This window comes from Luteimonas sp. BLCC-B24 (assembly GCF_028550595.1).
Taxonomy (GTDB): Bacteria; Pseudomonadota; Gammaproteobacteria; order Xanthomonadales; family Xanthomonadaceae; genus Luteimonas.
Window position 1 is genome coordinate 119,623 of sequence record NZ_JAQQGN010000002.1, and the last position, 16,730, is coordinate 136,352.

General features: G+C 67.0%; 15 protein-coding genes and 3 pseudogenes. 4 read left to right on the forward strand and 14 right to left on the reverse strand.

Going from position 1 to position 16,730, the window contains the following annotated elements:
• Positions 1 to 20: 20 nt before the first annotated feature.
• The 14 genes and pseudogenes from PQS31_RS04850 to PQS31_RS04915 all read right to left on the reverse strand — a co-directional run bounded on the left by PQS31_RS04850 (position 21) and on the right by PQS31_RS04915 (position 12,768).
• Positions 21 to 338 (reverse strand): BolA family protein, encoded by a 318-nt coding sequence (locus PQS31_RS04850; RefSeq protein ID WP_272761547.1) that lies wholly within the window; start codon positions 336 to 338, stop codon positions 21 to 23.
• 76 nt (positions 339 to 414) lie between these two features.
• Entirely contained in the window at positions 415 to 2,403 is a 1,989-nt protein-coding gene (locus PQS31_RS04855) for an acetyl-CoA hydrolase/transferase C-terminal domain-containing protein (RefSeq protein ID WP_272761548.1), read from the reverse strand.
• A gap of 9 nt (positions 2,404 to 2,412) precedes the next feature.
• Positions 2,413 to 3,432 (reverse strand): cation transporter, encoded by a 1,020-nt coding sequence (locus PQS31_RS04860; protein WP_272761549.1) that lies wholly within the window; start codon positions 3,430 to 3,432, stop codon positions 2,413 to 2,415.
• On the reverse strand, positions 3,429 to 3,887 hold the full coding sequence (locus PQS31_RS04865; protein ID WP_272761550.1) for an ABC transporter substrate-binding protein: 459 nt from the start codon (positions 3,885 to 3,887) through the stop codon (positions 3,429 to 3,431). Before PQS31_RS04865 ends, PQS31_RS04860 begins: the two co-directional genes overlap by 4 nt.
• A gap of 55 nt (positions 3,888 to 3,942) precedes the next feature.
• Positions 3,943 to 4,491, reverse strand: coding sequence for a flavin reductase family protein (locus PQS31_RS04870; protein WP_272761551.1), 549 nt, complete (start codon positions 4,489 to 4,491; stop codon positions 3,943 to 3,945).
• Positions 4,492 to 4,558: 67 nt separating this feature from the next.
• On the reverse strand, positions 4,559 to 5,179 hold the full coding sequence (modC, locus tag PQS31_RS04875) for a molybdenum ABC transporter ATP-binding protein (protein WP_272761552.1): 621 nt from the start codon (positions 5,177 to 5,179) through the stop codon (positions 4,559 to 4,561).
• The gene (gene modB, locus PQS31_RS04880) at positions 5,176 to 5,871 is read right to left on the reverse strand and encodes a molybdate ABC transporter permease subunit (protein ID WP_272762112.1); all 696 of its coding nucleotides are present in this window, start codon (positions 5,869 to 5,871) and stop codon (positions 5,176 to 5,178) included. Before modB ends, modC begins: the two co-directional genes overlap by 4 nt.
• A 99-nt stretch (positions 5,872 to 5,970) precedes the next feature.
• Positions 5,971 to 6,720 (reverse strand): annotated as a pseudogene (modA, locus tag PQS31_RS04885) (molybdate ABC transporter substrate-binding protein); the annotation flags it as partial.
• 43 nt (positions 6,721 to 6,763) lie between these two features.
• Positions 6,764 to 7,270 (reverse strand): hypothetical protein, encoded by a 507-nt coding sequence (locus PQS31_RS04890; RefSeq protein WP_272761553.1) that lies wholly within the window; start codon positions 7,268 to 7,270, stop codon positions 6,764 to 6,766.
• Positions 7,271 to 7,497: 227 nt separating this feature from the next.
• The gene (locus tag PQS31_RS04895; RefSeq protein WP_272761554.1) at positions 7,498 to 8,301 is read right to left on the reverse strand and encodes a S1/P1 nuclease; all 804 of its coding nucleotides are present in this window, start codon (positions 8,299 to 8,301) and stop codon (positions 7,498 to 7,500) included.
• Between the two features lie 587 nt (positions 8,302 to 8,888).
• Positions 8,889 to 9,068 (reverse strand): annotated as a pseudogene (locus tag PQS31_RS04900) (hypothetical protein); the annotation flags it as partial.
• Positions 9,069 to 9,071: 3 nt separating this feature from the next.
• Positions 9,072 to 10,103, reverse strand: coding sequence for a hypothetical protein (locus tag PQS31_RS04905; RefSeq protein ID WP_272761555.1), 1,032 nt, complete (start codon positions 10,101 to 10,103; stop codon positions 9,072 to 9,074).
• Between the two features lie 372 nt (positions 10,104 to 10,475).
• Positions 10,476 to 12,140, reverse strand: a pseudogene (locus tag PQS31_RS04910) (type IV secretory system conjugative DNA transfer family protein); the annotation flags it as partial.
• Positions 12,141 to 12,201: 61 nt separating this feature from the next.
• Positions 12,202 to 12,768 carry a hypothetical protein gene (locus PQS31_RS04915; RefSeq protein WP_272761556.1) on the reverse strand — a complete coding sequence of 189 codons (567 nt, stop codon included), beginning with the start codon at positions 12,766 to 12,768 and terminating at the stop codon, positions 12,202 to 12,204.
• A 714-nt stretch (positions 12,769 to 13,482) separates the two neighbouring features.
• Here PQS31_RS04915 and PQS31_RS04920 point away from each other — a divergent pair.
• Genes PQS31_RS04920 through PQS31_RS04935 form a run of 4 tightly spaced genes read left to right on the forward strand, consistent with a single transcriptional unit; the run spans position 13,483 to position 16,720 of the window.
• A complete protein-coding gene (locus tag PQS31_RS04920) occupies positions 13,483 to 13,827 on the forward strand; it encodes a hypothetical protein (RefSeq protein WP_272761557.1) in 345 nt (114 codons plus the stop codon).
• Positions 13,828 to 13,839: 12 nt separating this feature from the next.
• The gene (locus tag PQS31_RS04925; protein WP_272761558.1) at positions 13,840 to 14,742 is read left to right on the forward strand and encodes a type IV secretion system protein; all 903 of its coding nucleotides are present in this window, start codon (positions 13,840 to 13,842) and stop codon (positions 14,740 to 14,742) included.
• A gap of 23 nt (positions 14,743 to 14,765) precedes the next feature.
• Entirely contained in the window at positions 14,766 to 15,512 is a 747-nt protein-coding gene (locus tag PQS31_RS04930) for a TrbG/VirB9 family P-type conjugative transfer protein (protein WP_272761559.1), read from the forward strand.
• Complete coding sequence (locus tag PQS31_RS04935) at positions 15,509 to 16,720, forward strand: TrbI/VirB10 family protein (protein ID WP_272761560.1); 1,212 nt, start codon at positions 15,509 to 15,511, stop codon at positions 16,718 to 16,720. The genes PQS31_RS04930 and PQS31_RS04935 overlap by 4 nt, the downstream gene beginning before the upstream one ends.
• The last annotated feature ends 10 nt before the right edge of the window (positions 16,721 to 16,730 follow it).

A 16,730-nucleotide genomic window follows, 5' to 3' on the forward strand; every position in this document is an offset into this window, starting at 1 on the left:
GCGCGCGCCTGCGGGGAATGTCAGGCCTTGGGCAGATCGTGTTTGCTGCCACCCCGGCAATGTGGCGAATCCGGCACCTGCACTTCGGCGGCCCATTCCTCGGGCGTGAACGTGTGCAAGGCCAATGCATGGATCTGCTGCATCTGCGCACCGAGCGCGCGGTACACCGCCTGGTGCCGCTGCAGCGCACGCTTGCCGTCGAACGCCGCGCTGACCACCACCGCCTTGTAATGCGTCTCCAGCCCGCGGCTGTGCATGTGGCTCTCGTCCTCGACATCGAGGTGCGTGGGCTGCAGCGCGGCGAGGGCCTCGCGAAGCTGGTCGGCGCGGGTGGTCATGATCGGGTCCTGCACGGGTGTCTTTGACTGAGATGGAGGCGCACCGCGCCATCGCAAGCGGTCGCGGCCAGGCCGCTCATGCGGCGGATGTCGGTGCGATCACGTCGCCGGTCGCGCCGTCACGCGCGGTGCGGCGCAGGCCGAGCGACACCAGCCGCGCCATCAGGTGCTCGCCGAGGCCACTCGGGGCCTGCAACTGCATGCGCGCGAGCGCCGGCGTGTCGTCGCCGATGCCCGCACGCAGTGCCTCGAACACCGTCGCCAGCTTGCCGCGACGGGTCGCGGTCTGCGTGCGCAACCACGCCAGTGCGCGCAGCAGCCGCTGTTCGACGACATCGAAATCGCTGCCCAGCGGGTAGTCCGGCAGGGTGCCGTCACGCCGCAACGGGGCGAGCGCATCGCGCAGCTGCTGCGGCGTGTTGCGCGCCCAGGCGCCGGGGGCGACGAAGCGGAGATCGAGCTTGCGCGCATCGCGCGCGCGGGCCAGCAATTCGGCCTGTGAGGCCGCGTCGGCGATGCGCGCCATCGCGATCACGCAGTCCTCGTCGGTCGCGCCGCGGATGTCGGCGATGCCGTACTCGGTGATGTAGAGGTCGCGCAGATGGCGCGGAATGGTCGTGTGACCGTAGTGCCAGCGGATGTTGGATTCAGGCCCGTCCGCCGTCGGTCGCGTCGCGCGCAGCATCAGCACCGAGCGGGCGTCGGGCAGGGCATGGCCCATCGCGACGAAGTTGTACTGCCCGCCCACACCCGAGACCACGCGGCCGTCGTCCAGGCCGTCCGACACCGCCGCGCCGAGCGCGGTCGCCATCATGCAGCTGTTGAAGAAGCGCGCATCGCGGCGCTGCAGGCGTTCCAGCCCCTCGTCGAGGCCGAAGAGTTCATTGACCTCGCCGACGCGCTTCATGCCGATACCGCGCCGCGTGTCGGGATCGAGGTCGCGCAGCCAGGCATAGAAATCCGGCGAGCCGAGATAGAACGCGCCGTGCAGGAACTCGCCGTCGCGCTCGATCAGCTCGTCGTCCAGCGCGCTGGTGGTGCCGGCGTTCGCGCGTCGCATCAGCGCGGCCTTGTCGACGACCCTGCGCCGGATCACGCCGACCTCGACCAGCCGCTTGAAGCCCTCGTTGATCATCTCGCTGCAGCCGTAGAGGCCCACGGCGAAGGGATCGAGCCCGCCGCTGGCAACGACCGCCGGATGCGCCGCGATGCCGGGGTCGAGTGCGTGCAGCACACGCCGGTAGGCGGCGTTGTCGGTATGGCGCAGGGCCAGCGCGTGGCACAGGGCGTCGGCGAGTGCGCCGATGCCGATCTGCAGCGTGCCGCCATCGCGCACCAGGGCGCTGGCGTAGAAACCGATCGCATAGTCGGCATCGGACACCGGCTGGCGCGGCAGGCCGAACAGCTTCGGGTGGGGCGGGGGCGGCATGACCAGCACATCGAAGAACGCCGTATCCACCGCGGCAGCGCCGCCCAGCCACGGCAGTTCGGGATCGACCTCGCCGATCACCAGCGGCCTGGGACGACCGGCGGCGGCCAGCGCGTCGATCACGTCGAAGGTCAGGTCGGTATTGGACGACAGCGAGAAGCGCGTGCCGTCCTCGTTGGCGGCGACCTTCTGCACCAGCACGTTGACGCCGCGGTCGGCCAGCGCCCGCGCCACGTGGGTGTAGTTGAGGCTGGCATAGCGGCGCTGGGCCTGGCGCGAGCCGAGCATCGCCCCCGACTGCATGTAGAACTCCTCGACCGCGATGTGCGCGGGCAGCGCGTCGCGGCGCATCGCGTCGACGTACTTCAGGCGCACGAAGTCCTCGCCGAAATGGCGCTGCGCGAAGGGGCCGATGAAGCGGCCTTCGAGATCGCTGCCGCCCGTGGGCGGATCCAGCGACAGCGCGGTGTAGAGCGTCATCGGCCGCGCGGCGTCGGCAACCGCGGCGTCGTACAGCGCGTTGAGCAGGCGGTGCGGCTTGCCGATACCGAGCGGCGCGCCGACGTGCAGCGGGCCCGCGACGTGGCCGCGGATGTGCGCGGCCGCCGCGTGGAGGTCATCGAAGGGAACAGTCATGCGGAAAGCCTAACTGCGTGCGTCGCGGCTGTCGTCCCGGGGCACCGGGCGGGGTTGAGCGCGTCCGCGTGCATCCGTGTCCGACGGCTCGGGCATCACCGCGACCGCGTCGATCCGCCAGTGCACCGCGCGCGCGGCATCGCGCACGGTCTGGACCTGGGCGGCACCGAGGCGGCCGTCGGCCGTGGCCACGTGGATGACGCCCGACAGGCGCAGGCCCTCCTCGTGGAAGCGCACACGGCAGGCGGTCACGCCGTCGAGTGCACCCACCGCCTCGGCCACCCGCGCGGGCAGACGATCGACATCGCGCCGGTCCACCTGCTGCGGCCGGGCATCGTGCATGTCGCGCACCGCGTTGCGCAGGTTGCGCACGCCGTCGCGAAGCACCTCGACCGAGATGAACATCGCGGCCGCCGCATCGGCCCACCACAGGCCGAAGCCGATGCCGATGACGCCTGCAATGCCCGCCAGCGCGGTCATCCAGTCGGCCTTGTTCATGTCGGCGTCGGCGTGCAGCGGCTTGGAATCCAGGCGCCGTGCCAGCCGCAGCTTCAGCCGGCCCAGGATCACCGGCGGCACGCAGGAGACGGCCAGGGCCGCGATCATCACCCAGCCCTGCCACAGCACGGTGTCGCCGATCGCCACGGTACCGACGACCGGGTGCGTGCGGGTCAACAGCACATGCAGCGAATCGAGCACCAGCAGCGCGCCCACCGTGGTCAGGGCCACCGCCGAGGCGAGGAAGGTGATGTCGAACGCGCGCTCGCGTCCGTTGATGTAGGTGCGGTCGACGCCGCGCGCGCGGAAGTGCAGCGCGATGAGAAACGCGGCAGGCGGCAGCAGGCTCAGCACGTCCTCGATCAGCGCCGTCAGCATGGCCTGCGAGCCGCCCATGGCCGCGTACATCATCACCGTGATCGCGCCGAGCAGGCCGAGCGACCACCAGCACAACCGCGCCGCGCGGCGCAGTTCCTCGAGCTGCGCGGGCCCGAGCGGCCGCGGCGTGCGCTCGGCGATCTCGTCGCTCACGGCGCGTCCCGGCGCGTGGCGTCCAGATGCCGGTCGACCTCGAGCTGCCAGGCATTCTCGCCCGGCGGCAGGGCGAGCCGCCGCTCGGCGATGTGCCCGCGCGCGTCGCGTACGTGGTACGGGCGCGACCAGCTGACGTCGGTCCAGGGCGAGTCCTCGCCGTGGCCGCCGACCACCATGTGCAGACGGTGGTCCACCAGCGCCTGCATCAGCCGCTCGTGTCCGTCGATGACCCAGTCGATGGGCAGATCACGCGTCGCGGCGAAGGCTTCGATCCGCGTGATCTCGCTGCCGTGCGGCGGGCCGTCGGGTTCGACCACCACGAACGGTGGATCGTGGCTCACGCCCACCCGCATGGCATCGCGCGCCCGCGCGCTGCTGTCGTGGGTGTCGCGGGGGTACGGCCCGCAGCCCGCGAGCACGACGAGGACGACACACAACCAGGCACGGATCATGGCGCGGTTATCCGCTGCGCCGGGTGGAGACCGCGTGGATGCCGGCGCCCCGCGCTCAGTCGAGCATGTCAGGGCGGAACAGGCGCCGGCGCGAAACGGTGGCGCCGGACACCATGAACTGCCCGTCGCCGCGGTAGTGCACAGTGCGCGGCCACCGCGGGCGTGACGCGACGTGCGCGGCGACCACGCGCCAGACGAACAGCGGATAGTCGGCGGTGATGCGGGTTTCGTGCAGGCGACATTCGAAGCGCGCATGGCACTCGCCGATCCCGGGCGCGTCGACCTCGCTGCCGGCCACCGGCGTCAGGCCGAAGCGCTCGAACTTGTCGCCGTCGTCGCTGCTGCAGTTGCCGATGCCCACCACGGTGTCGAGCAGGGCTTCGGTGGGCAGGTTGATCACGCATTCGCGGCTGCGACGGGCCAGCGCGTGGCTGCGGTTGGCCGACCAGATGTAGGTGCCGACGAGGTCGTAGCCCAGCATCATGTGCCAGCCGAGGGTCATGATGCCGCGCTCGTTCCTGTGTGCCGTGGACAGCAGCACGACGGGACCGGGTTCGAGATAGCGGCGCGTGTGCGCGACGGGAACGGCGCGGGTGCGGGGCATGCGCAGCCTCCGGCGATGTGACGGCCCCCGATTAGTGCAAGCGCAGGGTGAACGCGCCGTCACCCGCTCAGTCGAGCACGTGCACCTCGTCGGCGATGCGACGGACATCGTCGAGCGTGTGGCTGACGTAGAGCATCGGCATCGCCAGGTCGTCGCGCACGCGCTGCAGATAGGGGATCAGCTCCTCGCGCCTGGCTTGGTCGAGGGCCGACAGCGGTTCGTCGAGCAGCAAGAGGGCAGGTTGCGACAGCAGCGCGCGACCGATCGCAACACGTTGCGCCTCGCCGCCGGAGAGATTGGCCGGGCGGCGCGCCAGCAACGGCGCGATGCCGAGCAGTTCGACCACCTGGTCGAAGGCGAACGCCTGCACCTCGCGCCGCGCATGGCGCCCGTAGCCGAGGTTGCGGCGCACGTCGAGATGCGGGAACAGGCGCGCGTCCTGGAAGACGTAACCGATGCGGCGCCGGTGCGCGGGCAGGTCGATCCGGCGCGCATCGTCGAACAGCACGCGATCGTCGACGACGATGCGCCCCGCGCGCGGTCGCAGCAGGCCGGCGATCGCATTGAGCACGCTGGTCTTGCCGGCCCCCGACGGGCCCGCCAATGCGACCACGCGCGCGCTGGATTCGATCCGCACGCTGCGCGCGAAACGGCCGCGCTCGAGGCGGATGTCGATGCCGAGCGTCACGGCACGCGCTCCTCGCCGCGCTGGCGGCGCACCAACCATTCCGACGCGAGCAGCGCCGCGAACGAGATCGCCACCGCCACCGCCGCCAGCCGCCAGATGCCCGCTTCGCCGCCCGGCACCTGCATCAGCCCGTAGATCGCCGACGACATGGTGCGGGTTTCGTCCGGAATGCTGGAGACGAAGGTGATCGTGGCCCCGAACTCGCCCAGCGCCTTGGCGAAGGCCAGCACCACGCCGGCCACCAGGCCCGGCCACGCCAGTGGCAGGGTGACCGTGAAGAACACGCGCAGCGGGCCCGCGCCGAGCGTCGCCGCGGCCTCTTCCAGGCGCCGGTCGACCTGTTCGATCGACAGCCGCACCGTGCGCACCAGCAACGGGAAGCCCATGATCGCGCTCGCCAGTGCCGCGCCCGTCCAGCGGAACGCGAAGCTGATGCCGAACGCCGCGTCGAGCCACGCGCCGACCGGCCCGTTGCCCCCGAGCAGCACCAGCAGCGCGTAGCCGACCACCACCGGCGGCAGCACCAGCGGCAGGTGCACCAGCGCATCGAGCAGCGCCTTGCCCGGAAAACGGCGACGCGCCAGCAGCCAGGCGACGGCGATGCCGGCCGGCAGGCTGCACAGCGCGGCGGCGACGGCGACTTTCAGGCTGAGCCGGATGGCCGACAGCTCTTCGGCGCGAAAGCCCCACACCGTGGTTGCGTCCGCCGCGTGGCCGGTGCTGGCATCACCCGCCGACCGCTGCGCGGCGGCGGGAGACGCCGCCGGACGCGCGGCGACCAGCGGCGCCAGGCCGTGGCCGCGGAAGATCGCGGCGGCCGTCCCGCCTTCGAGCCACTGCAGAAACGCATCGGCCTGCTGCGGCTGGCGACTGGCGCGCAGCCGCGCCACCGGATAGACGATCGGCGGGTGGCTGCCGGGCGGAAACGTCGCCAGCACCCGCACCCGCGGCTCGGCGTGCGCATCGCTGGCGTAGACCACGCCGAGCGGCGCTTCACCGCGTGCGACCAGCGCCAGGGCCGCGCGCACACTGTCGGATTCGGCCACATGCGGGACGATCGCCGACCACTGCCCCAGGGCTTCGAACGCGGCCTTCGCGTACTTTCCCGCCGGCACGCTGTCGGTCATCGCCAGTGACAGCCGGCCCTGGGCGCCGAGCAGGGGCCGCAGGTCGCGCTGCGCGTGGAGCGCGAACGGCTCCGCATCGCTCGACGCGGGCGCCACCAGCACCAGCGTGTTGCCGAGCAGGTCGCGCCGGGTGGCGGGCGCGAGCAGGTCGCGCGCCTGCAGCCAATCCATCCAGGCCTGGTCGGCCGATATGAAGACGTCGGCCGGGGCGCGCTGTCCGATCTGCCGCGCCAGCGCCGAACTCGCCGCATACGACACCTGCACCGCCCGGCCCGTCTCGCGGTGGTACTGCACCGCGGCCGCATCCATCGATTCCTTGAGGCTGGCGGCAGCAAACACCGAAACGGGCGACGCCGCCCGCGCGAGCACCGGCAGCAGGGCCAGCGCCAGCAACAGGCCGATGCCGGCGCCGATGCGGAGGCGGTGGTGGCACCGGGTCACGGCACAGCGCCCCGCATCACGGCGCGGCGACGACGGTGATCGCGTCGATCCGATACAGGCTGCGGGCCGGCCGGGTATCGCCCACGACCAGCAGGCGCAACGGGCCGTCGTCGTCGAGCGGCGCGCCGTCGCAGCGGTCGAGCAGATAGACCGGGCGATTGCCGAGCGTGGGGTCGAGTTCGCCGAGCGAGAACACGACCCGATCGCCAGTGCGGGCCGTGACCAGGACGTAGCGATCCAGATGCACGGCGTCCAGCGGCGCGTCGGGCATCGCGCCGCTGGCCTGCAGCAGCGCGGACAGCGCCACGCCCTCGCACTGCAGGGTCCGGCCGTCCCCCGGCGCCGGTACCGGGTGCCGCTGCAGCGTGGCCCGCGAGGGCGCATCGAGCGGCACGCTGATCGGCGAGGGCGCGCGGCCGGGTACGGACGCCCGCTGGTGGCCCGCAGGATCGTAGGCGCAGGCGGTATCCGCCAGCAGGCTCATCGCCAGGGCGGCGGCAATCGAGACGACAGCAGCGCGCATCGGCGTGTCCGCACTATTTCGGGGGCTTCGAGCATAGCCACGCCCCGTCGACGCAACAACGATGCAGCGCCGACGCGGCGGTCCAGCCGCGGTTACGGCGACCTCACAAGACCAGGCGGCGGCGCACGTGGTGTGCGGGCGTCGTCGGACGCGGATGTCGCGCCACCCTCGTCCGCAACACCGCGACCGGCCGAGGGCTGCGCGCCAAGGGTGACCGCGGGTGGCGATCAGCGCCCGAGCGTTGCGTTCAACAGCGCGCCCAGACGGGCGCCGGCATCGCGGAGCTGTTGTTCGACCTGCGGAAGATGCGCCTGCACGTACGCCTCGTCGATCCTCGCGCGCGGCGGATACACGCCCGGCGAGACCGCGATGCGGCACGAGGCCTGCACCCAGGCGACGGCCGGCACCGGCAGAACGGGCGTGCGCTCGCGCGTCGGCGCGCGCTGCTGAAGGCGCGCCAGCCAGGCGTCGCCGGACAGCCGTGCGCTGTTGAGCATCCCGCTGTCCCAGAACGAATGCAGATTCGTGCCACGGCCGCGGAAGTTGATCTGGTGTGTGTTGCCGCCCCGGTCGTGCCCGTATCCGGCATGCATGGGCTGGTGCGCGTCACCGACGAAATGCACGACGAACTTCAGTGCCTGCGCCCGCTCGGCGCGGGGACGGCTGCGGTCGGCGAGAATCGCGGTCTGCGTCTTCAGGGCTTCCACCACGCAGTCGCCGTTGGGACAGTCGCGACGCGCGCTGTAGCGGCAGTTGGACTCGCCGATGTTGACGTAATGCCACTTCGCCGAGCGGCGCCCGAGATCGGGATCGGACTCGCGCAGTTCGTCGGCCCATGACGCCACGCCCGCGAGCGTGGGGTCCGGTTCACCGGCCAGCAGCCGGTCCACCTCTGCACGTGCGGCAGGCGTGAGGTCGGCGTCCGCCAGTTGCGCGACCAGACGATGTCCGGCCTTGCCCCAGGCGAAGGCGGAAGACGGAAGAGCCAAGACGGCCAGCAGGCCGCCGCAGAAGAGGATTCGACGCAGCATGCGCGGAGTTTAACCACCTGGAGGCGCGGCGGCCGGATGCGCCCGCGCTTCTGTGCATCGGACGCACGATCTTGTACGGACGGGGCCTTCGGCTGTGCCGATTCGGGCGGTTTCACGCGAAGATGCGTGCGCGAGACGCCCGGCTGCCGCTCGGACAGCACTGCCGCCCGTTCCGCGATGCTCGTCCGCGCGTGCAGGACACCGTCGATCGGCACGACTGCGTCGTGCGCCCGCAGCGCCAACGGCGCGACCGGCACGCTCGGCGCAGCCCCCTTTGACGTAGCTGTCCAAGTAGTCGCGGATCTTTTCGCTCAGCACCGGGTCGGTGACGCGTTCGTTGAGCGCGATTTCTCTGTCGGGCCCCATTGCCGTCAGTTCCTGGGCAGCGTGCTCATCCCGCAAGCGACCGGCATTGATCATCAGTCCGGTGACACATGCCGGCCCACTGGTGGCGTTTCTGCCGAGATAGTGGAGGTAAATGCGCCCTCCAACGGAAAACCCTCTCTCCGGCTGTGGTCGCCGGAAGCCCCAAACCCTTCTGAGGCCACCTTCGATGTACCACCGGGCCGGGTCGCCAGCGCCGCGGACTGCGCATAGGCGTTGGCGACCTGTCCGGGCACGTTGTCGTTTCGGACGACGCCAAGCGCAAGGAGGCCGTAGCCATCGTTGCCTGGCTTCTGCGCGAGGTAATTCCAGTAGAGCTCGCGATTGCCGTTCTCGGCGTAAAAGCTGAGGATCTCAACGTCCTTGTTGTTCAAGCCGCTCACGCGCTATCTCTTTTGCTCAAGAACCGGTTGGGCGAAAGATCGCTTCGATGCGCTGTTCAATCCGGCGCCAGTCCGGCAAAACGCCCGCGCGTAGCTCATCTCGACAACGATCCCAAGCGTCGGCAGCGCGAATTGGTGGTCGCAGGCAGCTCTGCGCTGCACCGCGGGATCATCCTCGACGACCGGACCCTCGATCACTAGCCCGTCCGGGAGCTCCCGGTTGTCGCACTTGATGACGCTGAGGGGGTCGCCGCCCGGTCCGCGCCAGATGCACCAGTCCTTTGAGAGCTGCACCGTGTTCTCGCGGCTGTGCACCCGCGCGTTGCCCGGATGACGATTACGCAGGTAGCGCTCGACCGCATCCAGATCCGCGTAGTAGGGAACAAGTCCGTCGTGCACAGCGTCGCCTTGCAGCCGCATCGCGAGATTCTCGAGCGGATTGGCACGCTGCGCCGGGCTCTCTGGGTCGAGTGGGAGCAAGGTGCGCTGCATGGCTGCCGGGACCGTGATGCGCTCGGGATCCAGATACCGAGCAGTGATCGAGATCGCCCGCATGGAGGCGTCTTTGTCGTTTGCGAAGTTGAAGCCTTGAGGTAGTGGCTCCAAGCAGGGCCATTGAATGCTGAGGTTAACGACGGCCTCAGTGGGCGCTGCGCTCGGCGCGTTCTGGAAGTAGAAGAAGTTGCGACGGAGGGAAAAGGTGTTGGGTCCAAGCCGGAAAGACACAGGCTGCGCGCTGGCCTGGCGCGCCTGGTGCTCGGAATCGATCGCAATGTTCTGATCGGCAATGAGGCGGTCGACGATCTGCTCGACGGCCACGTCTTCTCGCGCAAGCGCTTGGATCTGCTCGGCGGAAAGCGTGATGGGCGGACAACGATGCTCGGCGCCAACATGCTGCTGCTCGGGCTCGATCGTTTGTATGGTCAGTCTCCCGGATTCAGTCTGCGCTGCGGCGCAGGCAACAAGAAGCGCGCACGGCGCTGCCAAGGCCCCGGTGGCAAAGGCACACGATCGCAGTAGACGGTAGACAGTCATCGCCGAGTCGCGCTCTCACCGCCGATATCAGCAGCCCTAAGCGCAGCATCCGCCAGAAAACTCGGGAGAAAAGGGGAGCATGAAATCGGTGCGTTGCGATGCTTGCGCGCCGAATTCGGCGCGTCGCCCAGCTTTAGTGAGTTTTCAAGGAATGCCTGAAGATCAAGCGGCGCGTTTTCATAGGCCGCTCCCAGGGGCCGACGTGCTTGCATGGGGCGTAGCGTAATGGGCCGGCCCGCCCTCCGAAGCCATCGCGTTATCGGAGCGAGCAGAGTCCTGGGCCGGGTTTGGCGAGGTACCGGCTGCGAGCATGGCGAGCGTGGACGCAGAGACCGCCCCGCCGCTTGCTGACAGTCGCCTCTCGTGCGCGTTCAGACGCAGCTCCTTGACTTCGACTGCTGGCAGCAGCCGTTTGGTGAAATAGCTGTCCTTGTAGTAGCGGATCTTCTTGCAGAGCACCGGGTGCGCGAGTCCCTCGTAGAGCACGATTTCCTTCTCGGGCCCCATTGCCTTCAGTTCCTGCGGCAGCATCAGTGCCCGCTTCTCCAGGATCTCGTTATCCGACACCGAGCGCCCCTGTCCGTGTGAACGGGTACGCGCGCGGCGGCGCACGGTGGTGTAACCCAGCATCTCCGAATAGTCATTCGCGTCCTGCTGCTCGCGCGGCGCGTAGATGATCTGGAGGGCATGGTTGGTGATGATCGTGCGCGAGAGTTCCTTGCCGTAGACCGCGTCCAGCTGGGCCATCGACTGGATGATCGGCAGCAGGCGCATGTTGTATCCGGCCATGTACGCGACAGCCTTGGCGATGATGTCGACCCGGCCGATCGAGGTGAACTCGTCCATCAGTAACAGGCATTGGTGTTTGAGCGTCTTGTCGTTCTGCGGCAGCACCTTGGTGTTGACGTTGATCAGCTGGCTGAAGAACAGATTCACGATCAGCCGGCTCTCGGCCAGCTTGTTGGGCTGGATGCCGACGTAGATGGTCATGCGCTTGCGGCGCACGTCGTCGAGGCGGAAGTCGTCGCCACTGGTCGCGGCGTCAAGAACAGGGTTGAGAAACGCGTTGAGTGGTTCGCGAAAGGTGCCGATGATCGAGGCGAAGGTGACGTCGGCCTGGGAGAGCAGACCCGCGAACGCCGTTCGCGCCTGCGCACTCAGGAAGTGTGCTTCGGAGAGCTTCTGGATGTAGGGTTTGAGTTCCGTGCCATCGCCTGAGGCAAGGCGCAGAACTTCACCAAGCGTCGGCGGGGGCGCCACCGGGATCGCTTCTGCTTGCTCGAAGAGATAAAGCGTGAAGCCGAGGAAGGCGTTGCGCGCCTGACTCGTCCAGAACTTGTCCTTGTCGTCTCCGTCCGGATAGAGCATGGCTGCAATGGCTTGCAGGTCCGAGACGCGAAACGACGGATCGGTGGATACGTAGGTCAGCGGGTTCCAGCGATGCGAACGCCGATCCTCTGCGAAAGGATTGAACAGATAGATCTCGTGACCGATCGAGCGGCGCCAGCCCGAGGTCAGGTCGAAGTTCTCCTGCTTGATGTCCAAGACGACGGCCGACTCTTTGTAGTCGAGCAGGTTGGGAATCACGACGCCAACGCCCTTGCCTGATCGTGTGGGAGCCGCAAGGATCACGAACTGCTGGCCTGCCAAGCGAAGCAGCTTTCCGTTCTGCTGGCCGACCACGATGCCGTCGTCTTTCTGCTTCAAGAAGCCCGTAGTGGCAAGATCCAGCATGCCCGCGAAGCGTGCTCGGCCATGGATGTTCCGATCACTGCGAAGCTTGTAAAGCATCACCATCAAGGACGCCCACACCAGGAGCATCGGGCCTGTACCGAGCCCGCCACCCAGCCAGATGCGCCAGGCGTAGGGTTGTACTTGCGGATGATTGATGTTCTTGACGTACTGGACGTAGGTGCCGATCCACAGGAGGCCGGTGTCCAGTCCGAGGAATATCAGCGTGAGATAGCCAGAGAGATACGCAGCTGCAACGCCAAGCAGCAGGGTGAGCACAAGCGCCGTAACGATTCGATAGTTCAAGGCGATTCCTTCGACTGGGAGCACTGGAAGCGATCCGTGGACAGCGACGCGGGCGCGCGGATCAGGGCGCAGCAGGCCCGCGCGGGGCTGACGCGTCGACCAGGATGTAGTCGTCATTTTTTGTCCAACGTGCTTGGCCCTCCGCAAGCTTGATGCAGGGCGTGCCGTCGCAGGATGTAATCGCCACATGCGCGAGCGCTTCTAGAACCTGCGCGTCGACGTTCGCCCGCTCGGCGCGCTTCAGATTGTTGGATGCCACATAGGCGGTCGCGCCGATGGTGCAAAACGATGCGATCGCCAGAGCGCCAAGCGTCCCGAGACCGAGCATGCGCATGCGTCCCGAGACCATTGCCCGCTCACGCTGGAGCTGCTCTGCAATCGTGCGCAGGCGATCACCCGATTGGCCGACGGCTGCAACCGCTTCGGAAATCTCCGGGACCAGCGCTTCTCTGACTGCGGCTCGGGCGGCATGCACCAGTTCCTGCTTGCCGGCTACAACTCGCTGCGACACGTCGTCGGCTACTCGGCGAAGGTCGGCGGCCGCCGACTGCTGCGCCGCGGCGGCTTTGTCGCATTGCTGGGTCAAATGGCCCGCAAGTAGTGCCGCATTCGAAACAAAATCTTCCATCGTGGATCTATCCACACCATGCCTTCCTTGCAAGTGTCTCCCCGGCGTCAGCGCATACTGCCAGACACTTGGCAGCTCCGTTGAAAAATCGGCGAATATGAATAGGTTATCTCGACTCTGCGCTTTGGGGCCGTCAAATCTGCGCAGATCGTTGTCGCGATAAATAGCGGGCCGCTAACGTGTCTTCCGTCACATTGGGCGCGTAAGAAGATTTTTCTGACACGCCATTGCAAGAAATAGCGGCGTCAGATGAGGCGCGGAATCACCTATTAATTTTCTCCTGGAATACAGGTGCTTCAAATGCTTGACGCTTTGTCGGTCGCACAGATAAGGTCCGGCGCAGGGGTTTCGGCACGTCCGCTCGTTTCGACGTCGCGGAGCTAAGGAGTTTTACTGAGAGGGAGTTCTGAAGGGGCGATTTGGAAGGCGCAGGCGTGTTCACACTTTCGGAATTCTCGTGTGAACGACAGTGCCGCATTAATTCTGAATCGGTTTTCTATGTGAACACAGTCGACAGAGGTCTGCGCAGGTCGCCGTAAAAGCGCTGCGAAAGATTCGTGGCTGCGTTCTTTGCCGATGGTGGATTGCGTGAGCCGTACTGGAATGGTTCGAGGGCGCGTGCGCCTGGCGGTCGTTGTCGCTGTCTTGTCTTTGGCCGGGTGCGCAACGCCCGCTGCCCCGGATCCCCGCGGAAAGTGGTTGCCGGTCAATCGCATGGCCGATGCGCCACAGGCCATTCCGCTCAACCACGTCTACGTCTTCCAGGCCAATCCCGTGGACGGCACCTTGAAGTCGATGTTGACACGCTGGGCGCGTGATCAGCGGATGACGCTGTCGTATCTGCACCCGAACGACTACACACTGTATGGGCCCGTTGGCAGCATCCGCACACCGAGCCTCGTGGAGGCCGCCACGGCCTTGACGAATGCCTATGAAACGCAAAACCTCGCGGTCGTCGTGGATCGTTCCACGATCGTGGTAAGCCTCACCACGAGGCGCGACGATTCTGTCTCGCTACCGCGGGGTGTCGAGACGTCTTCCGCTGGCGCCGGTCAGTAAGGGGCGCCGCGGATGTTTGGCAGGAAACACACGGACACCCCGGCGGTCGAACGCGCGGTCGCGCAGGGCGTGAGCTTTGAACTGACGCTTGCAGAGCGCGCTAGACGGAGCGAAAAGCGGGCCTGGCTCGTAGCCTGGAGTGCCGTGCTCATGTCGCTCATCCTTGCGGGTGGCTACTTGCTGTTTCTCCCCCTCAAAGAGAAAGTTCCGTATCTCGTGATGGCAGATCCCTATACGGGGACGGCATCGGTCGCCAGATTGGTCGGCGACTTCGAGAACCGGGACGTGACGGCGAGCGAAGCCATCAACAAGAGCAACGTCGCGACCTTCATTCTCGCGCGCGAGTCCTACGACTCGGGGCTGATCGGTCAACGCAACTGGCGCACGACTCTTTCGATGGCGGGCCCCGGGGTAGCGCCGGCCTATGTGTCGCTTCACTCCGAAGGAAATCCCGAGCGTCCATTTCGCGTGTACGGCCCGACCAAGGCGCTGCATGTCCGCATCCTCAGCATTGTGTTGATCGGCGGCGGCGAGGGGCGTCGGCCCACCGGTGCGACCGTCCGGTTCCAGCGCAACGTCTACGACAAAGGGCGCGGTCGCTCGGATCCGCTGGACAACAAGATCGCCACGATGGAGTTCACCTACAACCAGGAGCTGAGGCTCAGCGACGAGGACCGGCTGCTCAATCCGCTTGGATTTCGGGTTACGAACTACCGCGTCGACAACGATTTTGCCCCGGCAGCCGCTTCGCCGGGCGTCGCTGACATCGCGTCAGCGATGCAGTCACAGCCGCTCGAGACGCCCGTGGACCCCGGCGCGGCATTCATGGGGCAACAGGTTGTACCCGAAACATCACTGCCGGCGATGCCTGCCGAGCAAATGGAAGGCGCAGGCGCGCATGGGGAGATGGAGTGATGGGGCGTGTGATCCACCTATGTTTGAAGCTGGGATTCGCCGCGTGGATCGTGGTCCTGGCCGCACCCGGCAACGCGCAGGTGGTGGAGGAGTATGCATACGAGGCCGACAAGGTCTATCAAGTGCGTACCGGCCTCGGCATCACAACGCAGATCGAGCTCAGTCCTCACGAAGAGATTCTCGATTACAGCTCGGGTTTCAGTGGTGGCTGGGATATCAGCCGTCGCGACAACGTGTTTTACCTCAAGCCGAAGAACGTCGATGTCGATACGAATCTTCTGATCCGCACCGCAGCGCACTCCTACATCTTCGAGCTCAAGGTCGTGGCGACCAACTGGCGCGCGCTTGAGCAGGCGAAGGCGTCCGGCGTGCAGTACAAAGTGCGCTTTGTCTACCCGGCCGATACGGAATTCGCAGCTGAAGGGACGTCGGAAGCGGAATCGGTGGCCGAGCTGAGCACGGCCATCGAGCCTACGCGGGACTATTACTTCGCGTACGACTACTCGTATCACAAGCGCCAGCCGACCTGGCTTGTGCCCTCGACGGTCTATGACGACCGGCGCTTCACCTACATCCGCATGGGCGACCGCTCGCGTTTCCCGAGCGGGAATTTTCCGGCCGTCTTCGCGCGCGACAGCCAGAACGGAGAGGAATTCATCGTCAACTCGACGGTCGAGGGCGACACCATCGTCGTGCACGGCACGTACGCCTTCCTCGTCGTCCGCCATGGAAGCAATGCAATCGGCCTGCGCAGGAGACCGGAACTGTGAGCCAAATTCCGCCTCAAGAGCACGATGCTCACGACACTCCGCATCCCCAGGCACCCAACCCTTACGCGCGCCGTGAGTATCCGGACGAGGCCGCGCTGGATGGGGACACACCCTACCTGAGAGCGGACGATGTACAGCGCCTCAATCGAAAGGCACTCGTGTTCCTGGCTGCGATCGTGATGGCGTTGATCGCAATCGCCGCGTGGCTGATCTTCGGCGGCTCGCCGGATGACGAGGTCCGGCCGCGGCGCACTGCAGTCGAGCAGGTAGTGATCCCGGCAGCGCCGCGCGACCTCCCTGAGCTCCCTCCCGAGCGCTCGATGGCGCAGGCGCCGCCGCCCGTAGACGAGCTGCCGCCGCTTCCGGTAATCCAGGACACGCGGCCCGCCCAGGCACCGAGCATGCCGAGCATCGATTCGATTCGCAGCCAGATGCCATCTCTCCTGGAGCGGCGCATGGATGATGCGAACGGTGCCGGCCTCCCTGGCGGAGGGGCTCCTGAGGGTGCTCAGCAACACGGAATGAGTCCACAGGAGTACGCGGCCATGTTGACCGGGCCGGGGCAGCAGACTTCTGTCCGTTCGGGACCGGCAGAGGGCCCCACCAGTGCCCAGCCGCTGTACAGGCCCGACACACTGCTGCTCCGCGGCACCTATATCCGCTGTGTGCTCCAGTCGCGAATCGTGTCCGACTATCCGGGTTACACCTCGTGCATCGTCACGGAACCGGTTTATTCGGTGAATGGAAAACGTCTTCTTCTGCCGCGCGGCTCGAAGGTGCAGGGGAGTTACGGGCGCGACGAGCTTATCGGCGAGCGGGTCAACGTGGCCTGGGATCGCGTGACGACGCCAAATGGCCTGGACATCAACATGACGAGCCCGGGCGTGGACGTCCTGGGATCCGCGGGCCATCCCGGCCACTACACCGCGCACTGGGGTCAACGCATCACGTCGGCGGTGTTGATCAGCATTCTCAGTGACGCGTTCAAGTATGCCGCGGCAGAGAACGGACCGCCCACGACATCGGTCGTCAACGGCGCTCTTGTGCAGAACCCCTACGAAAGCTCAACGGCGCGGACGATGGAGCGATTGGCCAACATGGCGCTGGACCGGAACATGAGCCGACCGCCCACCGTCACCATCAACCAAGGCACCGTCGTCGCGATCTACGTGTCCCGCGACGTTGACTTCTCGTCCGTGATCCGGTGATCGACGCCAA

Excerpts from the sequence above, each read along its gene's own strand:
- PQS31_RS04850 (WP_272761547.1), bottom strand. The coding sequence starts at position 338 with ATGACCACCCGCGCCGACCAGCTTCGCGAGGCCCTCGCCGCGCTGCAG.
- PQS31_RS04855 (WP_272761548.1), bottom strand. The coding sequence starts at position 2,403 with ATGACTGTTCCCTTCGATGACCTCCACGCGGCGGCCGCGCACATCCGC.
- PQS31_RS04865 (WP_272761550.1), bottom strand. The coding sequence starts at position 3,887 with ATGATCCGTGCCTGGTTGTGTGTCGTCCTCGTCGTGCTCGCGGGCTGC.
- PQS31_RS04870 (WP_272761551.1), bottom strand. The coding sequence starts at position 4,491 with ATGCCCCGCACCCGCGCCGTTCCCGTCGCGCACACGCGCCGCTATCTC.
- PQS31_RS04890 (WP_272761553.1), bottom strand. The coding sequence starts at position 7,270 with ATGCGCGCTGCTGTCGTCTCGATTGCCGCCGCCCTGGCGATGAGCCTG.
- PQS31_RS04895 (WP_272761554.1), bottom strand. The coding sequence starts at position 8,301 with ATGCTGCGTCGAATCCTCTTCTGCGGCGGCCTGCTGGCCGTCTTGGCT.
- PQS31_RS04905 (WP_272761555.1), bottom strand. The coding sequence starts at position 10,103 with ATGACTGTCTACCGTCTACTGCGATCGTGTGCCTTTGCCACCGGGGCC.
- PQS31_RS04915 (WP_272761556.1), bottom strand. The coding sequence starts at position 12,768 with ATGGAAGATTTTGTTTCGAATGCGGCACTACTTGCGGGCCATTTGACC.
- PQS31_RS04920 (WP_272761557.1), top strand. The coding sequence starts at position 13,483 with ATGGCCGATGCGCCACAGGCCATTCCGCTCAACCACGTCTACGTCTTC.
- PQS31_RS04925 (WP_272761558.1), top strand. The coding sequence starts at position 13,840 with ATGTTTGGCAGGAAACACACGGACACCCCGGCGGTCGAACGCGCGGTC.